Here is a 15,647-nt window from a genome sequence, read left to right as displayed (position 1 = left end):
GACCCGCCCCGACATGCGCTCGCGCCTCCTCCTGCTGCTCACCGTGCTGCTCGCCACGGTGCTGCTGGCACTCGGCATCCCGCTGGCCACCAGCCAGGCCAGCACCGAGCAGCAGCGCGTCGTCGTCGACCGCATCGACGACACCGCCCGCTTCGCCTCGCTCGCCCAGTTCGCCGCCGGCCTCTCGCCCGACGGTGACGGGGCCGCCGACCCGCTGGGCACCCTCCAGGAGGAGCTGCGGCGCTACCACGAGGTGTACGGGATCAAGGCCGGCGTCTTCCAGCGGGACGGGGAGCCGATGGCGGTGGCCCCCGACGGCTGGGCCGCGCCGCGCGGGGAGGAGGACGGCGACGCCTTCGCCGAGGCGCTGGCCGGGCGCCGCAGCCGCGGCCCCGGCCAGGTGTGGCCGTGGGACGACGAGCGCACCCTGGTGGTCGCCTCCCCGGTGATCCGCGACGGCGATGTGATCGCGGTGGTCGTCACCGAGTCACCGACCGGCCCGCTGCGCTCGCGCATCCTGTCCGGCTGGCTGCCCATCGGGTACGGCCTGGCCGCCGCGATGCTGCTGGCGCTGGCCGCCGCCTACCAGCTCACCGGCTGGATCCTGCGCCCGGTGCGGGTGCTGGACCGGGCCACCCACGAGATCTCCACCGGCCGGATGACCGCCCGGGTGGCGCCCGGCGGCGGGCCGCCCGAGCTCAAACGGCTGGCGCGGTCCTTCAACGAGATGGCCGACCACGTCGAGGAGATCCTCGAACAGCAGCGGGCGTTCGTGGCCGACGCCTCCCACCAGCTGCGCAACCCGCTCGCCGCCCTGCTGCTGCGCATCGAGCTGCTGGGTCTCGACCTCCCCGAGGGCAGCGCGGAGTTCGCCTCCGTGCAGGCCGAGGGCAAGCGGCTGGCGCGGGTCCTGGATGACCTGCTGGACCTGGCGCTGGCCGAGCACACCGCCGCGGACCTGCGACTGACCGATGTGGCGGCGCTGGTCGCCGAGCGGATCGGCTCCTGGCGGCCGGTGGCGGGCCGCGGCGGGGTGGTGCTGCGCCAGGCGGGAGCCGGCGCGGTCACCGGCTGGGCGGACCCGGTCGCGCTCTCCAGCGCGCTGGACGCGGTGGTCGACAACGCGCTGAAGTTCACGCCGTTCGGTGGCGAGGTCACCGTCACCGTCACCGCCGAGGGCGACCGGGTCACCATCGAGACCGCCGACACCGGGCGCGGTCTGGACGACGAGGAACTGGAGCGGATCGGCGACCGCTTCTGGCGGGCCGGGCGCCACCAGAACGTCTCCGGATCCGGCCTCGGCCTGTCCATCGTGCACGTGCTGCTGGCCGCGGGCGGCGCCACCATCGCCTACGCCCACAACCAGCCGCACGGACTGCGCGTGCTGGTCTCCGTGCCCCGGCACGCGCCCGAGGTCAGCCCGCAGCGGCGGCCGGCACCAGCCGCAGGGTGAGGATCTCGAAGGGCCGCAGGGTCAGCTCCACCCCGCCGTCCCGGCCCACCGGGTAGCCCGGGGCGTCGGTCAGGGGGCGCTCCAGCAGATCGGTGGCGGTCGCCGAGGCCAGCGGGAAGCCCGCCAGCAGCCGGCCGCTCGCCCGGCCGCCGCCCGACTCGTACAGCCGCACCACCACGTCGCCGCTGCGGTCCTCGGCCAGTTTGACGGCCTCGACCACGATGGGTGCCTCCGGTGCCACGCTCACCAGCGGGGTGACGGTGGCGTTCCCGGGGACGGACCGCTCGGGCAGGTTCAGGGCGTGCCCCTCGCGTACCGCGTCGGCGAGCGTCGCACCGGGCGCCAGCGCGTACCGCAGCCGGTGGGTGCCCTGGTCGGTCTCCGGGTCGGGGTAGCGCGGGGCGCGCAGCAGCGACAGCCGTACGGTCGTGGTCTGCCCGCCGTCCGCCCGCACCTCGCGGGTGACGTCGTGGCCGTAGGTGGAGTCGTTCAGCAGCGCCGCGCCCCAGCCGGGCTCGCCGACGTGCAGCCAGCGGTGCGCGCAGATCTCGAACTTCGCCGCCTCCCACGAGGTGTTGGTGTGGGTGGGGCGGAAGACGTGCCCGAACTGCGTCTCGGCGGCCGAGTGGTCGGCCTTCACATCCAGCGGGAAGGCGGCCTTCAGGAGCTTCTCGCTCTCCTGCCAGTCGATCTCGGTGTCGAGATCCACCTGGCGGGCGCCGGAGCGCAGCGTGATGCGCTGCCGCACGGCGGAGCCGGCGCCGAAGCCGCGGACCACCCGCACGGTGGCGGCGTCCTCGTCCGCCTCGGCCAGCTCGAACTCGTCGAAGCCGGTGAGATCGGTGGTGTTGTGGCGGTAGAAGGCGTCGATGTCCCAGGCGTCCCAGTGGTTGGGCAGGTCGGGGTGGAGCTGGAGGAGGTTGCCGGCGCGGCCCGGGGCGATGGCCTCCCGGCCCACGCCCTCCCCGTCGCCGTCCCGCACCGAGACCAGCAGGCCCCGGTGGTCGATCTCCACTCGCAGCAGGCCGTTGGCCAGGACGAAACCGCCCCCGTCGCGTTCGGCCACGGTGACGGGCGGGGTGGCGCGCGGCGGGCGCGGGGCGGCGCCGCCCGCGGGGATGCCGCCGCGGGCGTGCGGGGCGCCGTTGAACACCGTCACGGCGTCGCCGCCGCCGTCCGCCCGGTCTGCGGCCAGCGCGCGCTGGGCGGCCCCGGTGAGGGCTGCCAGCTCGCCGTGCACCCGCTCGTACGTCGCGCGGGCCTCGCGGTGCACCCAGGCGATGGACGAGCCGGGCAGGATGTCGTGGAACTGGTGCAGCAGCACCGTCTTCCACAGCCGTTCGAGATCCTCGTACGGGTACGCGTAGCCGGGCGCACGCAGTGCGGCGGTGGCCGCCCACAGCTCGGCCTCGCGCAGCAGCGACTCGGCGCGCCGGTTGCCCTGCTTGGTCTTGGCCTGCGAGGTGTACGTGCCGCGGTGCAGCTCCAGATACAGCTCGCCCACCCACACCGGGGCGTCCTCGTACTCCGCCCGGGCCGCGTCGAAGAACGCGCTGGGCTCCTCGATCCGCACCCGGGGCGAGCCCTCCAGGTCGGCCAGCCGGCGGGCCCTGGCCAGCATCTGCCGGGTGGGACCGCCGCCGCCGTCGCCGTGCCCGAAGGGCACCAGGGAACGGGTGCCGCGGCCCTTCTCGCGGTAGTTGCGCGCCGCCCGGGCCAGCTCGGCGCCCCCGAGGTCGGAGTTGTAGGTGTCGATCGGCGGGAAGTGGGTGAAGACCCGGGTGCCGTCGATGCCCTCCCACCAGAACGTGTGGTGCGGGAAGGCGTTCGTCTGGCTCCAGGAGATCTTCTGGGTCAGGAACCAGCTGGAGCCGGACAGCTTCACCAGCTGCGGCATCGCCGCCGTGTAGCCGAACGAGTCCGGAAGCCACACCCCGTCGGTCTCGATCCCGAACTCGTCCAGGAAGAACCGCTTCCCGTACAGGAACTGCCGGGCCATGGCCTCGCCGCCGACCATGTTGGTGTCCGACTCCACCCACATCCCGCCCACCGGGACGAAGGCGCCGGCCGCGATCTTCTTCTTCACCCGCGCGAACAGCTCGGGCCGGTGCTCCTTGAGCCAGGCCAGCTGCTGCGCCTGGGACATCGCGAACACGAACTCCGGGTGCTCGTCCATCAGCGCGACGACGTTGGCGGTGGTGCGCGCCACCTTCCGCACGGTCTCGCGCAGCGGCCACAGCCACGCCGAGTCGATGTGCGCGTGGCCCACGGCGCTCAGCCGGTGCGCGGAGGCGTGCGCGGGGGCGGCGAGCGCCGGCGCGAGGCGGGTGCGTGCGGCGCCCGCGCTGCCCGGCACATCGTCCAGGTCCAGGACGTCCAGCGCCGACTCGATGGTGCGCAGCAGCTCCCAGCGCCGCGCGTCCTCCACGGGCAGCTGGGTCATCAGCCCGCCCAGCACCTCCAGATCCGCCACCAGCTCGAAGACCTGCGGTTCGAAGACGGCCAGGTCCATCGCGGCCAGCCGGTACAGCGGCTCGTCGCCCGCCGTGCGGACATCGCCCTGGCGGGTGGGGCGCGGATCGTTCAGGATCGGGTTGGCCGCCGCCTCCACGTACAGCACCACCTCCTCGCCGCCGGCCGCCGAGTCCGCCAGCCGCACCCAGGAGTTGTCCGGGTTCAGGCCCTTCACGACCGTGCCGTCGGGCAGATGCACCAGGCCCTCGCACTGGAAGCCCGGCATGCCGCGGTCGAAGCCCAGGTCCAGCACCGCCTCCACGCTGCGCCCCGCCCAGTCCCGCGGAACGCTGCCGGTCACCCTGAACCAGGTGGTGCCCCACGCCGGGCCCCAGCGCTCCCCGGCCCCGGCACACGGCGCGTACGGGGCGGCCAGCGCCTCGGCGACGGGGACGGGCTCGCCGGGAGCGTCCCAGCGCTCCACGGTCAGCGGCACCGGGTCCCGGTGGACGGCGGGCCGGACGCGTTCATCGAGAACGCGCCGCAGCCGGTCTTCGACAATGCTGCGGTCGTCATGCATGGCGGGCTCCGAAGGCTCGTCGTCGAACCGGGATGACCGGGATTTCCCGGACTACCGGGATTACCAGGACTGCGCGCCCATCGAGGCTAGATCACTTCCGCCGCGCGCACGAGGGGGCGGGGGGACGCGGTCGGGGAGCGGCCGGCGCTCAGGACTTGGCCGAGCGGTAGTACTCCCGCGCCCCCGGATGGAGCGGGAGCGGCTGCGTGTAGATCGCCGTGCGCAGATCGACGCGTTGCGCCGCGTGCACCTGCGAACCGATCCGGTCCCGGCCGTTGATCACCGACCGGGTCATCTGCTCCGCCAGCGCGGCGTCCACCCGGTCCGTGGTCACCAGCAGATTCGCCACCGCGACCGTGTCGATCACCTGGCTGCCGGCGATGTCGGGATAGGCATCGGGCGGCAGCACCGCGGCCCGGTAGTGGTCGCGGTAGGAGCCGTCCTCGCCGCGCAGCGCCGGCACCAGGTCGCCCAGCGGCACCAGGCGGACGTCCGAGTGCCGCGCCAGCCGCTCCACCGCGGAGGTGGGCAGCCCGCCGGACCAGAAGAACGCATCGATCCGGCCCGCCTCCAGCATGGTGGGCGTGGTGTTGATGCCCTGCCGCACCGCCGTGATGTCCCGGTCCATGTCGAGCCCGGCCGCCGCCAGCAGCTCGCGCGTCACCAGCTGCACCCCGGACTGGTCCTGCCCCACCCCGACCCGCAGCCCCGCCAGGTCGGCGGCGCTCTCCACCGGCGAGTCGGCCCGCACCACCAGCTGGATGTAGTCGTCGTACAGCCGGGCGCACGCCAGCAGCGTGTCCGCGCCCTCGCCGCCCGCCGCCTGGTACGAGGCGAGCGAATCCGCCGTCGCGATGGCGAAGTCCGCCTCCCCCGACACCAGCCGCTCGATGTTCTCCACCGACCCGGCGCTGCCGCGCAGCGTGATGTCCAGGTCCGGGGCCTCCCGGGCCAGCTGGCTCTGCAGCAGCGTCCCGTACCGCGCGTACACCCCGCTCGGCGCCCCGGTGCTCAGCGTCAGCGAGCCGCTCAGCCTCTCCTGGCCCCGGGTGGCCGGTGCCCACAGCGCCACCCCCAGCAGCGCGAGCACGACGGCGACACCGAGCAGGACCGGCACCGGACGGCGGCGCAGCAGGGGCGGGAGGCGCAGGGAGACCATGCGGCAGATCCTGCGCGCTGTCCGCCCCCGGAGGCAAGGGCGGGCTGTCGGCGGGGGCACGTAAACTGGGTGATCCGCAATATCAGGTCCCGGATCTCTTTGGATTGAGCACTCGCATGCCGGAAGTCGCGCGCACATACGAAGTCAGAACGTTCGGCTGTCAGATGAACGTTCATGACTCCGAGCGCATGTCAGGGCTGCTGGAGCAGGCAGGCTACGTCCGCGCCGGGAAGGACGCCGAGACCGCCGACGTGGTGGTCTTCAACACCTGCGCCGTCCGGGAGAACGCCGACAACCGGCTGTACGGCAACCTCGGCCAGCTGGCCCCCAAGAAGGCCGCCCGCCCCGGGATGCAGATCGCCGTCGGCGGCTGCCTGGCCCAGAAGGACCGGGACACCATCACGCGCCGCGCGCCGTGGGTCGATGTGGTCTTCGGCACGCACAACGTCGGCAAGCTCCCGGTGCTGCTGGAGCGCGCCCGCGTGGAGCGCGAGGCGCAGGTGGAGATCGCCGAGTCGCTGGAGGCGTTCCCCTCCACCCTGCCCACCCGGCGGGAGAGCCCGTACGCGGCGTGGGTGTCGGTGTCGGTCGGCTGCAACAACACCTGCACCTTCTGCATCGTCCCGGCGCTGCGCGGCAAGGAGAAGGACCGGCGGCCGGGCGATGTGCTGGCGGAAGTGGAGGCTCTGGTCGGCGAGGGCGTCCTGGAGATCACTCTGCTCGGGCAGAACGTCAACGCCTACGGCTCCGACATGGGCGACCGCGAGGCGTTCTCCAAGCTGCTGCGCGCCTGCGGCCGGATCGAGGGCCTGGAGCGGGTGCGGTTCACCTCACCGCATCCGCGCGACTTCACGGACGACGTCATCGAGGCGATGGCCCAGACCCCGAACGTGATGCCGCAGCTGCACATGCCGCTGCAGTCCGGCTCCTCGCGGCTGCTGAAGGCGATGCGCCGCTCGTACCGGCAGGAACGCTATCTGGGCATCATCGAGAAGGTGCGCGCCGCGATGCCGGACGCCGCCATCTCCACCGACATCATCGTCGGTTTCCCCGGGGAGACGGACGAGGACTTCGAGGAGACCCTGCACGTGGTGCGCCAGGCGCGGTTCGCGCAGGCGTTCACCTTCCAGTACTCCAAGCGCCCGGGCACCCCGGCCGCCGAGATGGACGGGCAGGTGCCCAAGGCCGTCGTCCAGGAGCGGTACGAGCGGCTGGTCGCGCTCCAGGAGGAGATCTCCTGGGAGGAGAACAAGCGGCAGGTCGGCCGCACGGTGGAGGTGCTCGTCGCGGAGGGCGAGGGCCGCAAGGACGACGCGACCCGCCGCCTGTCGGGGCGCGCCCCCGACAACCGGCTGGTGCACTTCGCGCGGCCCGGGCAGCCGGTGCGGCCCGGCGACATGGTCACGGTGGAGATCAGTTACGCCGCCCCGCACCACCTGCTCGCCGAGGCTCCGCCGAGCGCGGTGCGGCGAACCCGAGCGGGCGACGCCTGGGAGCTGCGCAACGCCGCCCCGCCGGCCGCGGCGAAGCCGCAGGGCGTGATGCTGGGCCTCCCGACGATCGGCGCCCCGGCCCCCACTCAGGCGGCGGAGCCCGGCGGCGGGTGCAGCGTCTGCTGACCCGCGCGAGGCGGACGGGCCACGGTGGTGAGGGCCGCTCGTCGAGGAGAACGTCCGGACCGGCACGGCACGCTGGTGGGACGCCCGGCTCGTCGGCGAGCACGACGGAACGCACGAGGAAGCCATCCAGGCGCTGTGGCCGTTCGTCCGCGGCCACAGGCCGGTGTTCCCGCGCCGGATGGAACGGCGCCAGGTCTTCCGTGAGGAGAGCGGCTGTCCGGCACTGCTCACGGGGACCATGGGGACCTCGTACCGGTGCCGGTTCGCGGCGCGGGAGCTGGTGTGGGACTCCGGTGAGCGCTCCTCGCCGCCGCTAGGCTGACCGGCATGCTTGTCGCCGCCGCCGTGTGCCCCTGTCCGCCGTTGCTCGTTCCCGAGGTGGCGGGGGGTGCCGCCGGGGAACTGGACGGCGCGCGGGCCGCCTGCGCCGACGCGCTGGGGGTGCTGGCCGCGGCCCGGCCCTCGCGGCTCGTGGTGGTCGGGCCCGCGCTCAGCGCGGCGCGCGGAGCGTACCCGGAGGGCTCGCCCGGCTCCTTCCACGGCTTCGGCGTGGACCTCGGCGTCCGGCTCGGCCGGGCCGCCGTGCCCGCACCCGAGGACGGCCGCGAACTGCCGCCCTCCCTCGCCGTGGCCGCCTGGCTGCTGGCCGAGCAGGGCTGGAACGCCGCCCCCGTCGAAGGGCTCGGCATCGGCGAGACGCTGGAGCGGCGTTCCTGCGCCGACACCGGCGCGGAGCTGGCCACCCGCACCGAACGGCTCGCGCTGCTCGTCATGGGCGACGGCAGCGCGTGCCGTACCCCCAAGGCCCCTGGCGCCTTCGACGAGCGGGCCGCCGCGTTCGACGCGGACGCCGCCGCCGCGCTGGGCCGTGCCGACATCGCGGCCCTGGACGGGCTCGACGCCGAGCTGGCCCGCGAACTGCGGGTCGCCGGCCGCTCGGGCTGGCAACTGCTCGCGGGCGCGGGCCGGGGCGCGGGCCTCGGCGGTGCCCTGCTGTACGACGAGGCCCCGTACGGCGTGGGCTACTTCGTCGCCACCTGGTCGTGAACGGGTACGGAGCAGGCCCGGGACATCCGTCCCGGGCCTGCTCCGTACCGGCACCGCGAAGGCGGTGATCAGGAGCCGCTCTTGGCGCCCTTGCCCTGGTCCTTGCCGTCCTCGTCGTCCCCGAGCTTGCCGAGGGCGTCCTTCGCCTTGTCCGCGCCGCTGTCGATCTTGTCGCTGTACTTGCCCTTGGTCAGGGAGTCCACGGCGTCGGCGGCCTTGTCCAGACCCATCTCGACCTTGTCGCGGTTCTGGCTGAGCGTCTGCTTCAGCTTGTCGACATTGAGCTTGTCCATGAAGCCCATCCCGGCCACCTGCTTTCTCGACGTGCTGGCTACTGCTGCTGACGAGCGCCCTCGTCCGCCTCATTATCCGCCGCCTCGTCGGCCGCTGTCTGCTTCGGGATGTCGACGGCTTCCGCGGCGCCCGGCTGTCCGGCGTCCCGGTCCGCCTCCGGGGCACCGGTGGTGTCCGCGCTCGCCACCACGTCCACCACAGCCTGTGCCGCGTCCTGCGTCTCCGCCGTCCCGGCGTCCGGCGCGGTCGCGGCCGCCTGCCCCGCCTCGTCCGTCGGGCGGCGGAAACGGCCGAAAACCTTGCTGACCACACCCATGAGCTGCTCCTGATCTTCCGTGTGTCCCTGGCATGCCCCCGAGGTGCAAACGACCCCGGCCGCATCACGTCACGTCGCTCATTCGTGGTGTCGCCCGGTGGTCTGCGAGACTGCACCGGATGAACACCGCAGCCCCAACCCCCCAGGTCATCGCCGTGGTCGGCCCGACCGCCGCCGGCAAGTCCGACCTGGGCACCGCCCTCGCCCGGCGGCTGGGCGGCGAGGTGATCAACGCCGACTCGATGCAGTTGTACAAGGGCATGGACATCGGCACCGCCAAGCTGTCCGAGGCCGAACGCGGGGGAGTGCCCCACCGGCTGCTCGACATCTGGGACGTCACCGTCACCGCCAGCGTCGCCGAGTACCAGCGGCTCGCCCGCGCCGAGATCGACCGCCTGCTGGCGGCCGGCCGCACCCCCGTCCTGGTGGGCGGCTCGGGGCTGTACGTCAGGGGCGCGCTGGACAAGCTGGAGTTCCCGGGGACCGACCCGGCGGTACGGGCCCGGCTCGAGGCGGAGCTGGCCGAGCGGGGCACCGGCGTCCTGCACACCCGCCTCGCCGCCGCCGATCCGGCCGCCGCCGCCGCGATCCTGCCCGGCAACGGCCGGCGGATCGTGCGCGCGCTGGAGGTCATCGAGATCACCGGCCGCCCGTTCACCGCGCATCTGCCGGGACCGGACGAGGAGACCGGCCACTACCGGGCCCTCCAGATCGGCATCACCACCGACCGCCCCGCCCTGGACGAGCGGATCACCACCCGGGTGGACCGCATGTGGGCGGCGGGCCTGGTCGACGAGGTACGCGCCCTGGAACAGGCCGGCCTGCGCGAGGGGCGTACGGCCTCGCGCGCGCTCGGCTACCAGCAACTGCTGGCGGCGCTCGCGGGCGAGTGCACCGAGGAGGAGGCGCGCGCCGAGACGGTACGCGCCACCCGCCGCTTCGCCCGGCGCCAGGAGACCTGGTTCCGCCGCGACGCCCGGGTGCGCTGGTTGAGCGGCGCCCCGGACGCCTCCGGCGCGCCCCTGGAGGAGCGGGCCTGGGAGCTGCTCGAACGGACGGTCACATCCTGATCACGTGATGGCATCGGGACGCTCCACGAGGCCGGTCCCGGCCGCCTCCCGTGCCATCATCGAGCGATGCCGCAGCCGTGAATACCGTTCAGCTAGGGAGGGCACGTGGCAATGGAGGCCGGCCCTCGCGAGACAGACGGAACCACCGGAGACATCCCCCGGCAGCACCGGGGTGAGCCGGTGCCGGTGCGCGCCGGTGAACCCGTGGCGCCGCAGCGGCCCCAGGACATTCCGGAAGAGAGCGGCGACCGCGCCGAATCCTACGGCGAACTGCGCCCGCCCCGGCGGCTGCGCGTCCTGCAGATCGTGCCGATCGTGCTGCTCGGTCTGCTGGGTTCCCTGATGTTCGCGTTCCCGCTCGCCTTCACCTTCGACGACGGCGGCGCCGTCGTCGCGATGACCGGCCTGCTCATCGGATGCAGCGCCGCCGGCCTGGGCATGATGGCGGCCCTGCGGGTCGGCTACACCCTGCCGGGGCTGCCCGTCCGGGGCTCCGGGCGCCGCCCCGACTGGCGGCTGATCACGCTCTACGGGCTCGGCTTCGCCCTGCTCGCCGCGCTCGCGGTCAGCCGCGTGGCGCTGCTGCGCTGAGCGGCGCCGCCGAGCCGGAACGCGGGGCCGGTGCCCGGCCGATACGATCGGGCAGATGAGCACCGCACGGCAGTCCGTACCGTTCCTCAAGGGCCACGGTACGGAGAACGACTTCGTGATCATTCCCGACCCCGACGGCGTGCTGGACCTGTCCGCCGCCCAGGTCGCCCGGTTGTGCGACCGGCGCGCCGGGCTCGGCGGCGACGGGCTGCTGCGGGTGGTGCGCTCCGCCGCCCACCCGGAGGCGCGGGAGCTGGCGGGCGAGGCGGAGTGGTTCATGGACTACCGCAACTCGGACGGCAGCGTCGCCGAGATGTGCGGCAACGGCGTGCGGGTCTTCGTGCGCTACCTGCAGCGGGCCGGGCTGGTGAAGGACGGCGAGGTGCCGGTCGCCACCCGGGCCGGGGTGCGGCGGGTACGGGTCGCCGGGGACGGTCCGCTGACCGTGTCGATGGGCGCCGCCCGGCTGCCCGGCGGCGACGGCGACTCCGTGACGGTACGGGTCGGGGAGCGGTCGTGGCCCGCGCGCCACGTGGACATGGGCAACCCGCACGCGGTGGCGTTCGTGACGGCGCTGGCGGATGCCGGTCCGCTGCTGAGCCCGCCGCAGGTACGGCCGGCGGAGGTGTATCCGCACGGGACGAACGTGGAGTTCGTGGTGGATCGCGGGCCCCGGCATGTGGCGCTGCGGGTGCACGAGCGCGGCTCGGGCGAGACCCGCTCGTGCGGAACGGGCGCCTGCGCGGTGATGGTGGCGACGGCCCGGCGCGACGGACTGAACCCCGTGGTGGACGGCGAGCCGGCCGCGTACACGGTGGATGTCCCCGGCGGCACCCTGCACATCACCGAACACCCCGACGGCGACATCACGATGACGGGCCCGGCGGAGATCGTGGCCGAGGGCACGGTGGCCCTTCCCGGCCACTGACCGCGGCGCGGGCCCCGCGTGCGACGGGCCGCCGTGCGACGGGCCGTGTGCGCCCGCCGCGCGGACCGTGGTGCGAAGCGGGGCTTCCGTGCCCTCGGACGCGCCTCTCCCGGCCACCGAACGCCCCGTCAACTCCCCGGCAAGGGGCTGGATTTCGGACAGGTTGGCCGGGACATTCGTCGCTCGAACGGGTGATCCGGGCGGGAAGGGGCAACGGGCGGGCGGATGGGGGTGATCAGCTCGGTACCATCAAGCACCGGCGCCGCTGAGGGGATTGTCACGGGAGCCACGCGGCCCGGTGACGCAGCCGGGAGGTGCCCCTTGAGTGCAGAGGCGATCGGACCGAGCAAGGCCGCCAGGTCACGGCGCGGCCACCGGATCGACGTGCTGAGACTGCGTCAGCTCGGGCGTGCCGCCGTCTTCGGGCCCTCGGCCCCCCGGCACGGGCTGCCCGACGCGATCGAGCACATCGCCCAGGTGCACCGCCGCCACCATCCGCGCGCCGACATCGACGCGCTGCGCCGCGCCTACCTGCTCGCCGAGTCCGCCCACCGCGGACAGATGCGCAAGAGCGGCGAGCCGTACATCACCCACCCGCTCGCCGTCACGCTCATCCTCGCCGAACTCGGCGCCGAGACCACCACCCTGACGGCCTCCCTGCTGCACGACACCGTCGAGGACACCGAGGTGACCCTCGCCCAGGTGCGGGCGGGGTTCGGCGCCGAGGTGGAACTGCTCGTCGACGGCGTCACCAAGCTGGAGAAGGTGGAGTACGGCGCCGCCGCCGAGCCCGAGACCTTCCGCAAGATGCTGGTGGCCACCGGCACCGACGTGCGGGTGATGTCGATCAAGCTCGCGGACCGGCTGCACAACATGCGCACCCTCGGGGTCATGCGCCCCGAGAAGCAGGCCCGCATCGCCCGCGTCACCGACGAGGTGCTGATCCCGCTGGCCGAGCGTCTCGGCGTGCAGGCGCTCAAGACCGAGCTGGAGGACCTGGTCTTCGCCATCCTCCACCCCGCCGAGCACGCGAGCGCCCTGGAACTGCTGCGTGCCCACCGCGCCGGCCCCGAGCCGCTGGAGGGGGTCGCCGGCCAGGTCCGCGAGATCCTGCGGGACGCCGGGATCACGGCCGAGGTGATGATCCGGCCCCGCCACGTCGTCTCGCTGCACAGGGCGCTGCTCAAACGCGGCGGACTCGGTCCCGGCGGCTTCGGGCGGCTGCTGATCCTGGTGGCCGAGGACGCCGACTGCTACGGGGTGCTGGGCGAGCTGCACACCTGCTTCACGCCGGTGGTCTCGGAGTTCAAGGACTTCATCGCGGCCCCCAAGTTCAACCTCTACCGTTCGCTGCACACCGCCTTCGCCGACCGCGACGGGCTGGTGGCCGAGGCCCTGGTGCGGACCCACGCGATGCACCGGATCGCCGAGGCCGGGGTGATCGCGCTCGGCGACCCGCACCGCGCCGGGGAGCCGGAGGCGCCGGGTGCCGCGGGCGAGGACGGCGGGCGGGCCGACCCCGGCCGCCCCGGGTGGCTGTCCCGGCTGCTGGACTGGCAGCGGCAGGAGCCCGACCCGGACACCTTCTGGACCTCGCTGCGCGCCGAGCTGGCCCAGGACCGCGAGATCACCGTCTTCGCCGAGGCCGACGACGAGGGCCCGCTCCAGCTGCCCGCCGGAGCCACCTGCGTGGACGCGGCCTACGCCCGGCACGGGCAGCTCGCCCACACCTGCATCGGCGCCCGCGTCAACGGGCGGCTCGCCACGCTGCGCACCGTGCTGCGCGACGGCGACACCGTACGGCTGCTGCTCGACCCGGATCCGGGCCCTGGCGCGGGGCCCGCCGCCGAATGGCTGGAGTACGCGACCACGCCCGCCGCCCGGATCCCGATCCGGCGCCGCCTGGAAGGGGAGCCGCCCCAGCCGCCGCGGACGGCCGAGCACCCCGCCGCGCCCGCGCCGCCCGCCACCGTCCCGCAGCCCCCGGCCGCCCCGGACCCCGCGCGTACCGAGCCCGCCTCCGAGCCCGTGGCGCTGGTGGCGGAGGCCCCCGGCGCCCCGGTGCGGCTGGCGCGCTGCTGCACCCCGGTCCCCCCGGACCGGGTGCGCGGCTTCCTGGTCAGCGGGGGCGCCGTCACCGTGCACCGGGAGAGCTGTCCGACCGCGGTACGCATGACCGGTGCCGGCCGTGGGGCGCTGGAGGTCGGCTGGCGGTCACCGTCCGTCGGCTGCCGCGTCACCCTGTACGCGGAGTCACTGGGCCGTCCGCATCTGCTGGCCGACCTGACCGAGGCGCTCGCCGCGCACGGCGCCGCCGTCCTGCAGGCCGAGGTGGAGCCGCCGCGCCAGCAGCGGGTACGGCACACCTACACGCTGCGACTGCCCGACGCCTCGGGACTGCCCCGGCTGATGCGCGCGATGCGCGAGGTGCCCGGCGTGTACGACGTCTCGCGGGCGGCCCGGCCGCGGCGCTGAGCGGCGCGCCGCAAACCGGGTGACGGCCCGATCCCGCCGTGCCACTATGGACCCGTCCGGGAAAGCGGGAATCTTCCGAAGTGCCCCGGCGTTCTTGTTGACATCCAGACGGCTGTCACAGCCGCTTCGCCGAAACGACTAAGGATCGCATTGACGTTTTCATCCCTTCCTCAGGAAAACTCACGCCCCGCCGCGAGCCGCCGGGCCGACGCCCTGATGGATGAGGACGCGGACTGGAGCACCTTCGACGAAGAGCGGGACGGGGAGCAGTTCGACCGCGAGGAGCGCGCCGCGCTGCGCCGCGTCGCCGGGCTGTCCACCGAGCTGGAGGACGTCACCGAGGTCGAGTACCGCCAGCTGCGCCTGGAGCGCGTGGTGCTGGTGGGCGTGTGGACCTCGGGTACCGCCCAGGACGCGGACAACTCCCTCGCGGAGCTGGCGGCGCTGGCGGAGACGGCGGGCGCGCAGGTGCTCGAGGGCGTCACGCAGCGCCGCTCGAAGCCCGACCCCGCCACCTACATCGGCTCCGGCAAGGCACAGGAGCTGCGTGACCTGGTGCTGGAGACCGGCGCCGACACCGTCGTGTGCGACGGTGAGCTCAGCCCCGGCCAGCTGATCAAGCTGGAGGATGTCGTCAAGGTCAAGGTGGTCGACCGCACCGCGCTGATCCTGGACATCTTCGCCCAGCACGCCAAGTCCCGGGAGGGCAAGGCGCAGGTCTCGCTCGCCCAGATGCAGTACATGCTGCCCCGGCTGCGCGGCTGGGGTCAGTCGCTGTCCCGGCAGATGGGTGGCGGCGGCGGTGGCGGCATGGCCACCCGTGGCCCCGGTGAGACCAAGATCGAGACCGACCGGCGGCGCATCCGCGAGAAGATGGCGAAGATGCGCCGGGAGATCGCCGAGATGAAGACCGGCCGGGAGATCAAGCGGGGCGAGCGGCGCCGCAACCATGTGCCGTCGGTGGCCATCGCCGGATACACGAACGCCGGCAAGTCCTCCCTGCTGAACCGCCTGACCGGTGCCGGGGTGCTGGTGGAGAACGCGCTGTTCGCCACCCTGGACCCGACGGTGCGCCGGGCCGAGACGCCCAGCGGGCGGCTGTACACCCTGGCGGACACGGTGGGGTTCGTCCGGCATCTGCCGCACCACCTGGTGGAGGCGTTCCGCTCCACGATGGAGGAGGTCGGCGAGGCCGATCTCATCCTGCACGTGGTGGACGGCTCGCATCCGGTGCCCGAGGAGCAGCTGGCGGCCGTGCGCGAGGTGATCCGCGAGGTCGGTGCCACCCAGGTGCCGGAGATCGTGGTGATCAACAAGGCCGACGCCGCCGACGAGCTGACCCTTCAGCGGCTGCTGCGCGCGGAGCGGCGGGCGATCGCCGTGTCGGCGCACAGCGGGCTCGGCATCGAGCAGCTGCTGGCCTGGATCGACGACGAGCTGCCGCGCCCCGACGTGGAGGTGGCGGCGCTGGTGCCGTACACCGAGGGCGCGCTGGTCTCGCGGGTGCACTCCGAGGGTGAGGTGCTCCGCGAGGAGCACACCGGTGACGGCACGCTGCTGACCGCGCGGGTCCACCCGGAGCTGGGTGCGCTGCTGGAGCCGTACGCGCTGGCGACCCAGGGCTGAATGACGCGTTGACGTGTGGGGCTTCCCCGGCCGGG

General features: G+C 73.9%; 12 protein-coding genes. 8 read left to right on the top strand and 4 right to left on the bottom strand.

The genetic code is table 11. The annotated features are described in order from the left end of the window. Positions 1-13 precede the first annotated feature (13 nt). Entirely contained in the window at positions 14-1,453 is a 1,440-nt protein-coding gene (locus H7827_RS05380) for a sensor histidine kinase (protein ID WP_432743080.1), read from the top strand. Here the strand turns inward: H7827_RS05380 and H7827_RS05375 are convergent. Then, entirely contained in the window at positions 1,416-4,487 is a 3,072-nt protein-coding gene (locus H7827_RS05375) for an alpha-mannosidase (RefSeq protein WP_432743078.1), read from the bottom strand. The genes H7827_RS05380 and H7827_RS05375 overlap by 38 nt on opposite strands. 148 nt (positions 4,488-4,635) lie before the next feature. Then, positions 4,636-5,646, bottom strand: coding sequence for a TAXI family TRAP transporter solute-binding subunit (locus H7827_RS05370; protein ID WP_386538946.1), 1,011 nt, complete (start codon positions 5,644-5,646; stop codon positions 4,636-4,638). Positions 5,647-5,762: 116 nt separating this feature from the next. Here H7827_RS05370 and miaB point away from each other — a divergent pair, with 116 nt between their 5' ends. Further along, positions 5,763-7,265 (top strand): tRNA (N6-isopentenyl adenosine(37)-C2)-methylthiotransferase MiaB, encoded by a 1,503-nt coding sequence (miaB, locus tag H7827_RS05365; RefSeq protein WP_030730123.1) that lies wholly within the window; start codon positions 5,763-5,765, stop codon positions 7,263-7,265. Positions 7,266-7,592: 327 nt separating this feature from the next. After that, positions 7,593-8,312 (top strand): class III extradiol dioxygenase subunit B-like domain-containing protein, encoded by a 720-nt coding sequence (locus H7827_RS05360; protein WP_432743075.1) that lies wholly within the window; start codon positions 7,593-7,595, stop codon positions 8,310-8,312. A gap of 68 nt (positions 8,313-8,380) precedes the next feature. Here H7827_RS05360 and H7827_RS05355 read toward each other — a convergent pair whose 3' ends face one another. Both H7827_RS05355 and H7827_RS05350 read right to left on the bottom strand, forming a co-directional pair. Beyond that, positions 8,381-8,605 carry an antitoxin gene (locus H7827_RS05355; RefSeq protein WP_386540481.1) on the bottom strand — a complete coding sequence of 75 codons (225 nt, stop codon included), beginning with the start codon at positions 8,603-8,605 and terminating at the stop codon, positions 8,381-8,383. 38 nt (positions 8,606-8,643) lie between these two features. Next, a complete protein-coding gene (locus tag H7827_RS05350; RefSeq protein ID WP_386540479.1) occupies positions 8,644-8,922 on the bottom strand; it encodes a hypothetical protein in 279 nt (92 codons plus the stop codon). Positions 8,923-9,041: 119 nt separating this feature from the next. On the opposite strand from H7827_RS05350, the gene miaA reads away from it, so the two are divergent. The 5 genes from miaA (at position 9,042) to hflX (ending at position 15,612) form a co-directional block, all read left to right on the top strand. Then, positions 9,042-9,992, top strand: a complete 951-nt coding sequence (miaA, locus tag H7827_RS05345) for a tRNA (adenosine(37)-N6)-dimethylallyltransferase MiaA (RefSeq protein WP_432743072.1) — start codon at positions 9,042-9,044, stop codon at positions 9,990-9,992. Between the two features lie 111 nt (positions 9,993-10,103). After that, entirely contained in the window at positions 10,104-10,583 is a 480-nt protein-coding gene (locus tag H7827_RS05340) for a hypothetical protein (protein WP_432743070.1), read from the top strand. Between the two features lie 55 nt (positions 10,584-10,638). Next, a complete protein-coding gene (dapF, locus tag H7827_RS05335; protein WP_432743068.1) occupies positions 10,639-11,511 on the top strand; it encodes a diaminopimelate epimerase in 873 nt (290 codons plus the stop codon). Between the two features lie 321 nt (positions 11,512-11,832). Beyond that, on the top strand, positions 11,833-13,986 hold the full coding sequence (locus H7827_RS05330) for a RelA/SpoT family protein (protein WP_386540475.1): 2,154 nt from the start codon (positions 11,833-11,835) through the stop codon (positions 13,984-13,986). Positions 13,987-14,136: 150 nt separating this feature from the next. Then, positions 14,137-15,612, top strand: coding sequence for a GTPase HflX (hflX, locus tag H7827_RS05325; RefSeq protein ID WP_432743066.1), 1,476 nt, complete (start codon positions 14,137-14,139; stop codon positions 15,610-15,612). Positions 15,613-15,647: the final 35 nt, after the last annotated feature.

The sequence above is a fragment of the Streptomyces sp. JH002 genome, assembly GCF_050916115.1.
GTDB classification, from domain to species: Bacteria; Actinomycetota; Actinomycetes; order Streptomycetales; family Streptomycetaceae; genus Streptomyces; species Streptomyces xiamenensis.
This window is presented reverse-complemented; position numbering and strand designations above follow the sequence as displayed.

Coding starts and splice junctions, on each gene's coding strand:
- H7827_RS05380 (WP_432743080.1), top strand. CDS start 14: ATGCGCTCGCGCCTCCTCCTGCTGCTCACCGTGCTGCTCGCCACGGTG.
- H7827_RS05375 (WP_432743078.1), bottom strand. CDS start 4,487: ATGCATGACGACCGCAGCATTGTCGAAGACCGGCTGCGGCGCGTTCTC.
- H7827_RS05370 (WP_386538946.1), bottom strand. CDS start 5,646: ATGGTCTCCCTGCGCCTCCCGCCCCTGCTGCGCCGCCGTCCGGTGCCG.
- miaB (WP_030730123.1), top strand. CDS start 5,763: ATGCCGGAAGTCGCGCGCACATACGAAGTCAGAACGTTCGGCTGTCAG.
- H7827_RS05360 (WP_432743075.1), top strand. CDS start 7,593: ATGCTTGTCGCCGCCGCCGTGTGCCCCTGTCCGCCGTTGCTCGTTCCC.
- H7827_RS05355 (WP_386540481.1), bottom strand. CDS start 8,605: ATGGACAAGCTCAATGTCGACAAGCTGAAGCAGACGCTCAGCCAGAAC.
- H7827_RS05350 (WP_386540479.1), bottom strand. CDS start 8,922: ATGGGTGTGGTCAGCAAGGTTTTCGGCCGTTTCCGCCGCCCGACGGAC.
- miaA (WP_432743072.1), top strand. CDS start 9,042: ATGAACACCGCAGCCCCAACCCCCCAGGTCATCGCCGTGGTCGGCCCG.
- H7827_RS05340 (WP_432743070.1), top strand. CDS start 10,104: ATGGAGGCCGGCCCTCGCGAGACAGACGGAACCACCGGAGACATCCCC.
- dapF (WP_432743068.1), top strand. CDS start 10,639: ATGAGCACCGCACGGCAGTCCGTACCGTTCCTCAAGGGCCACGGTACG.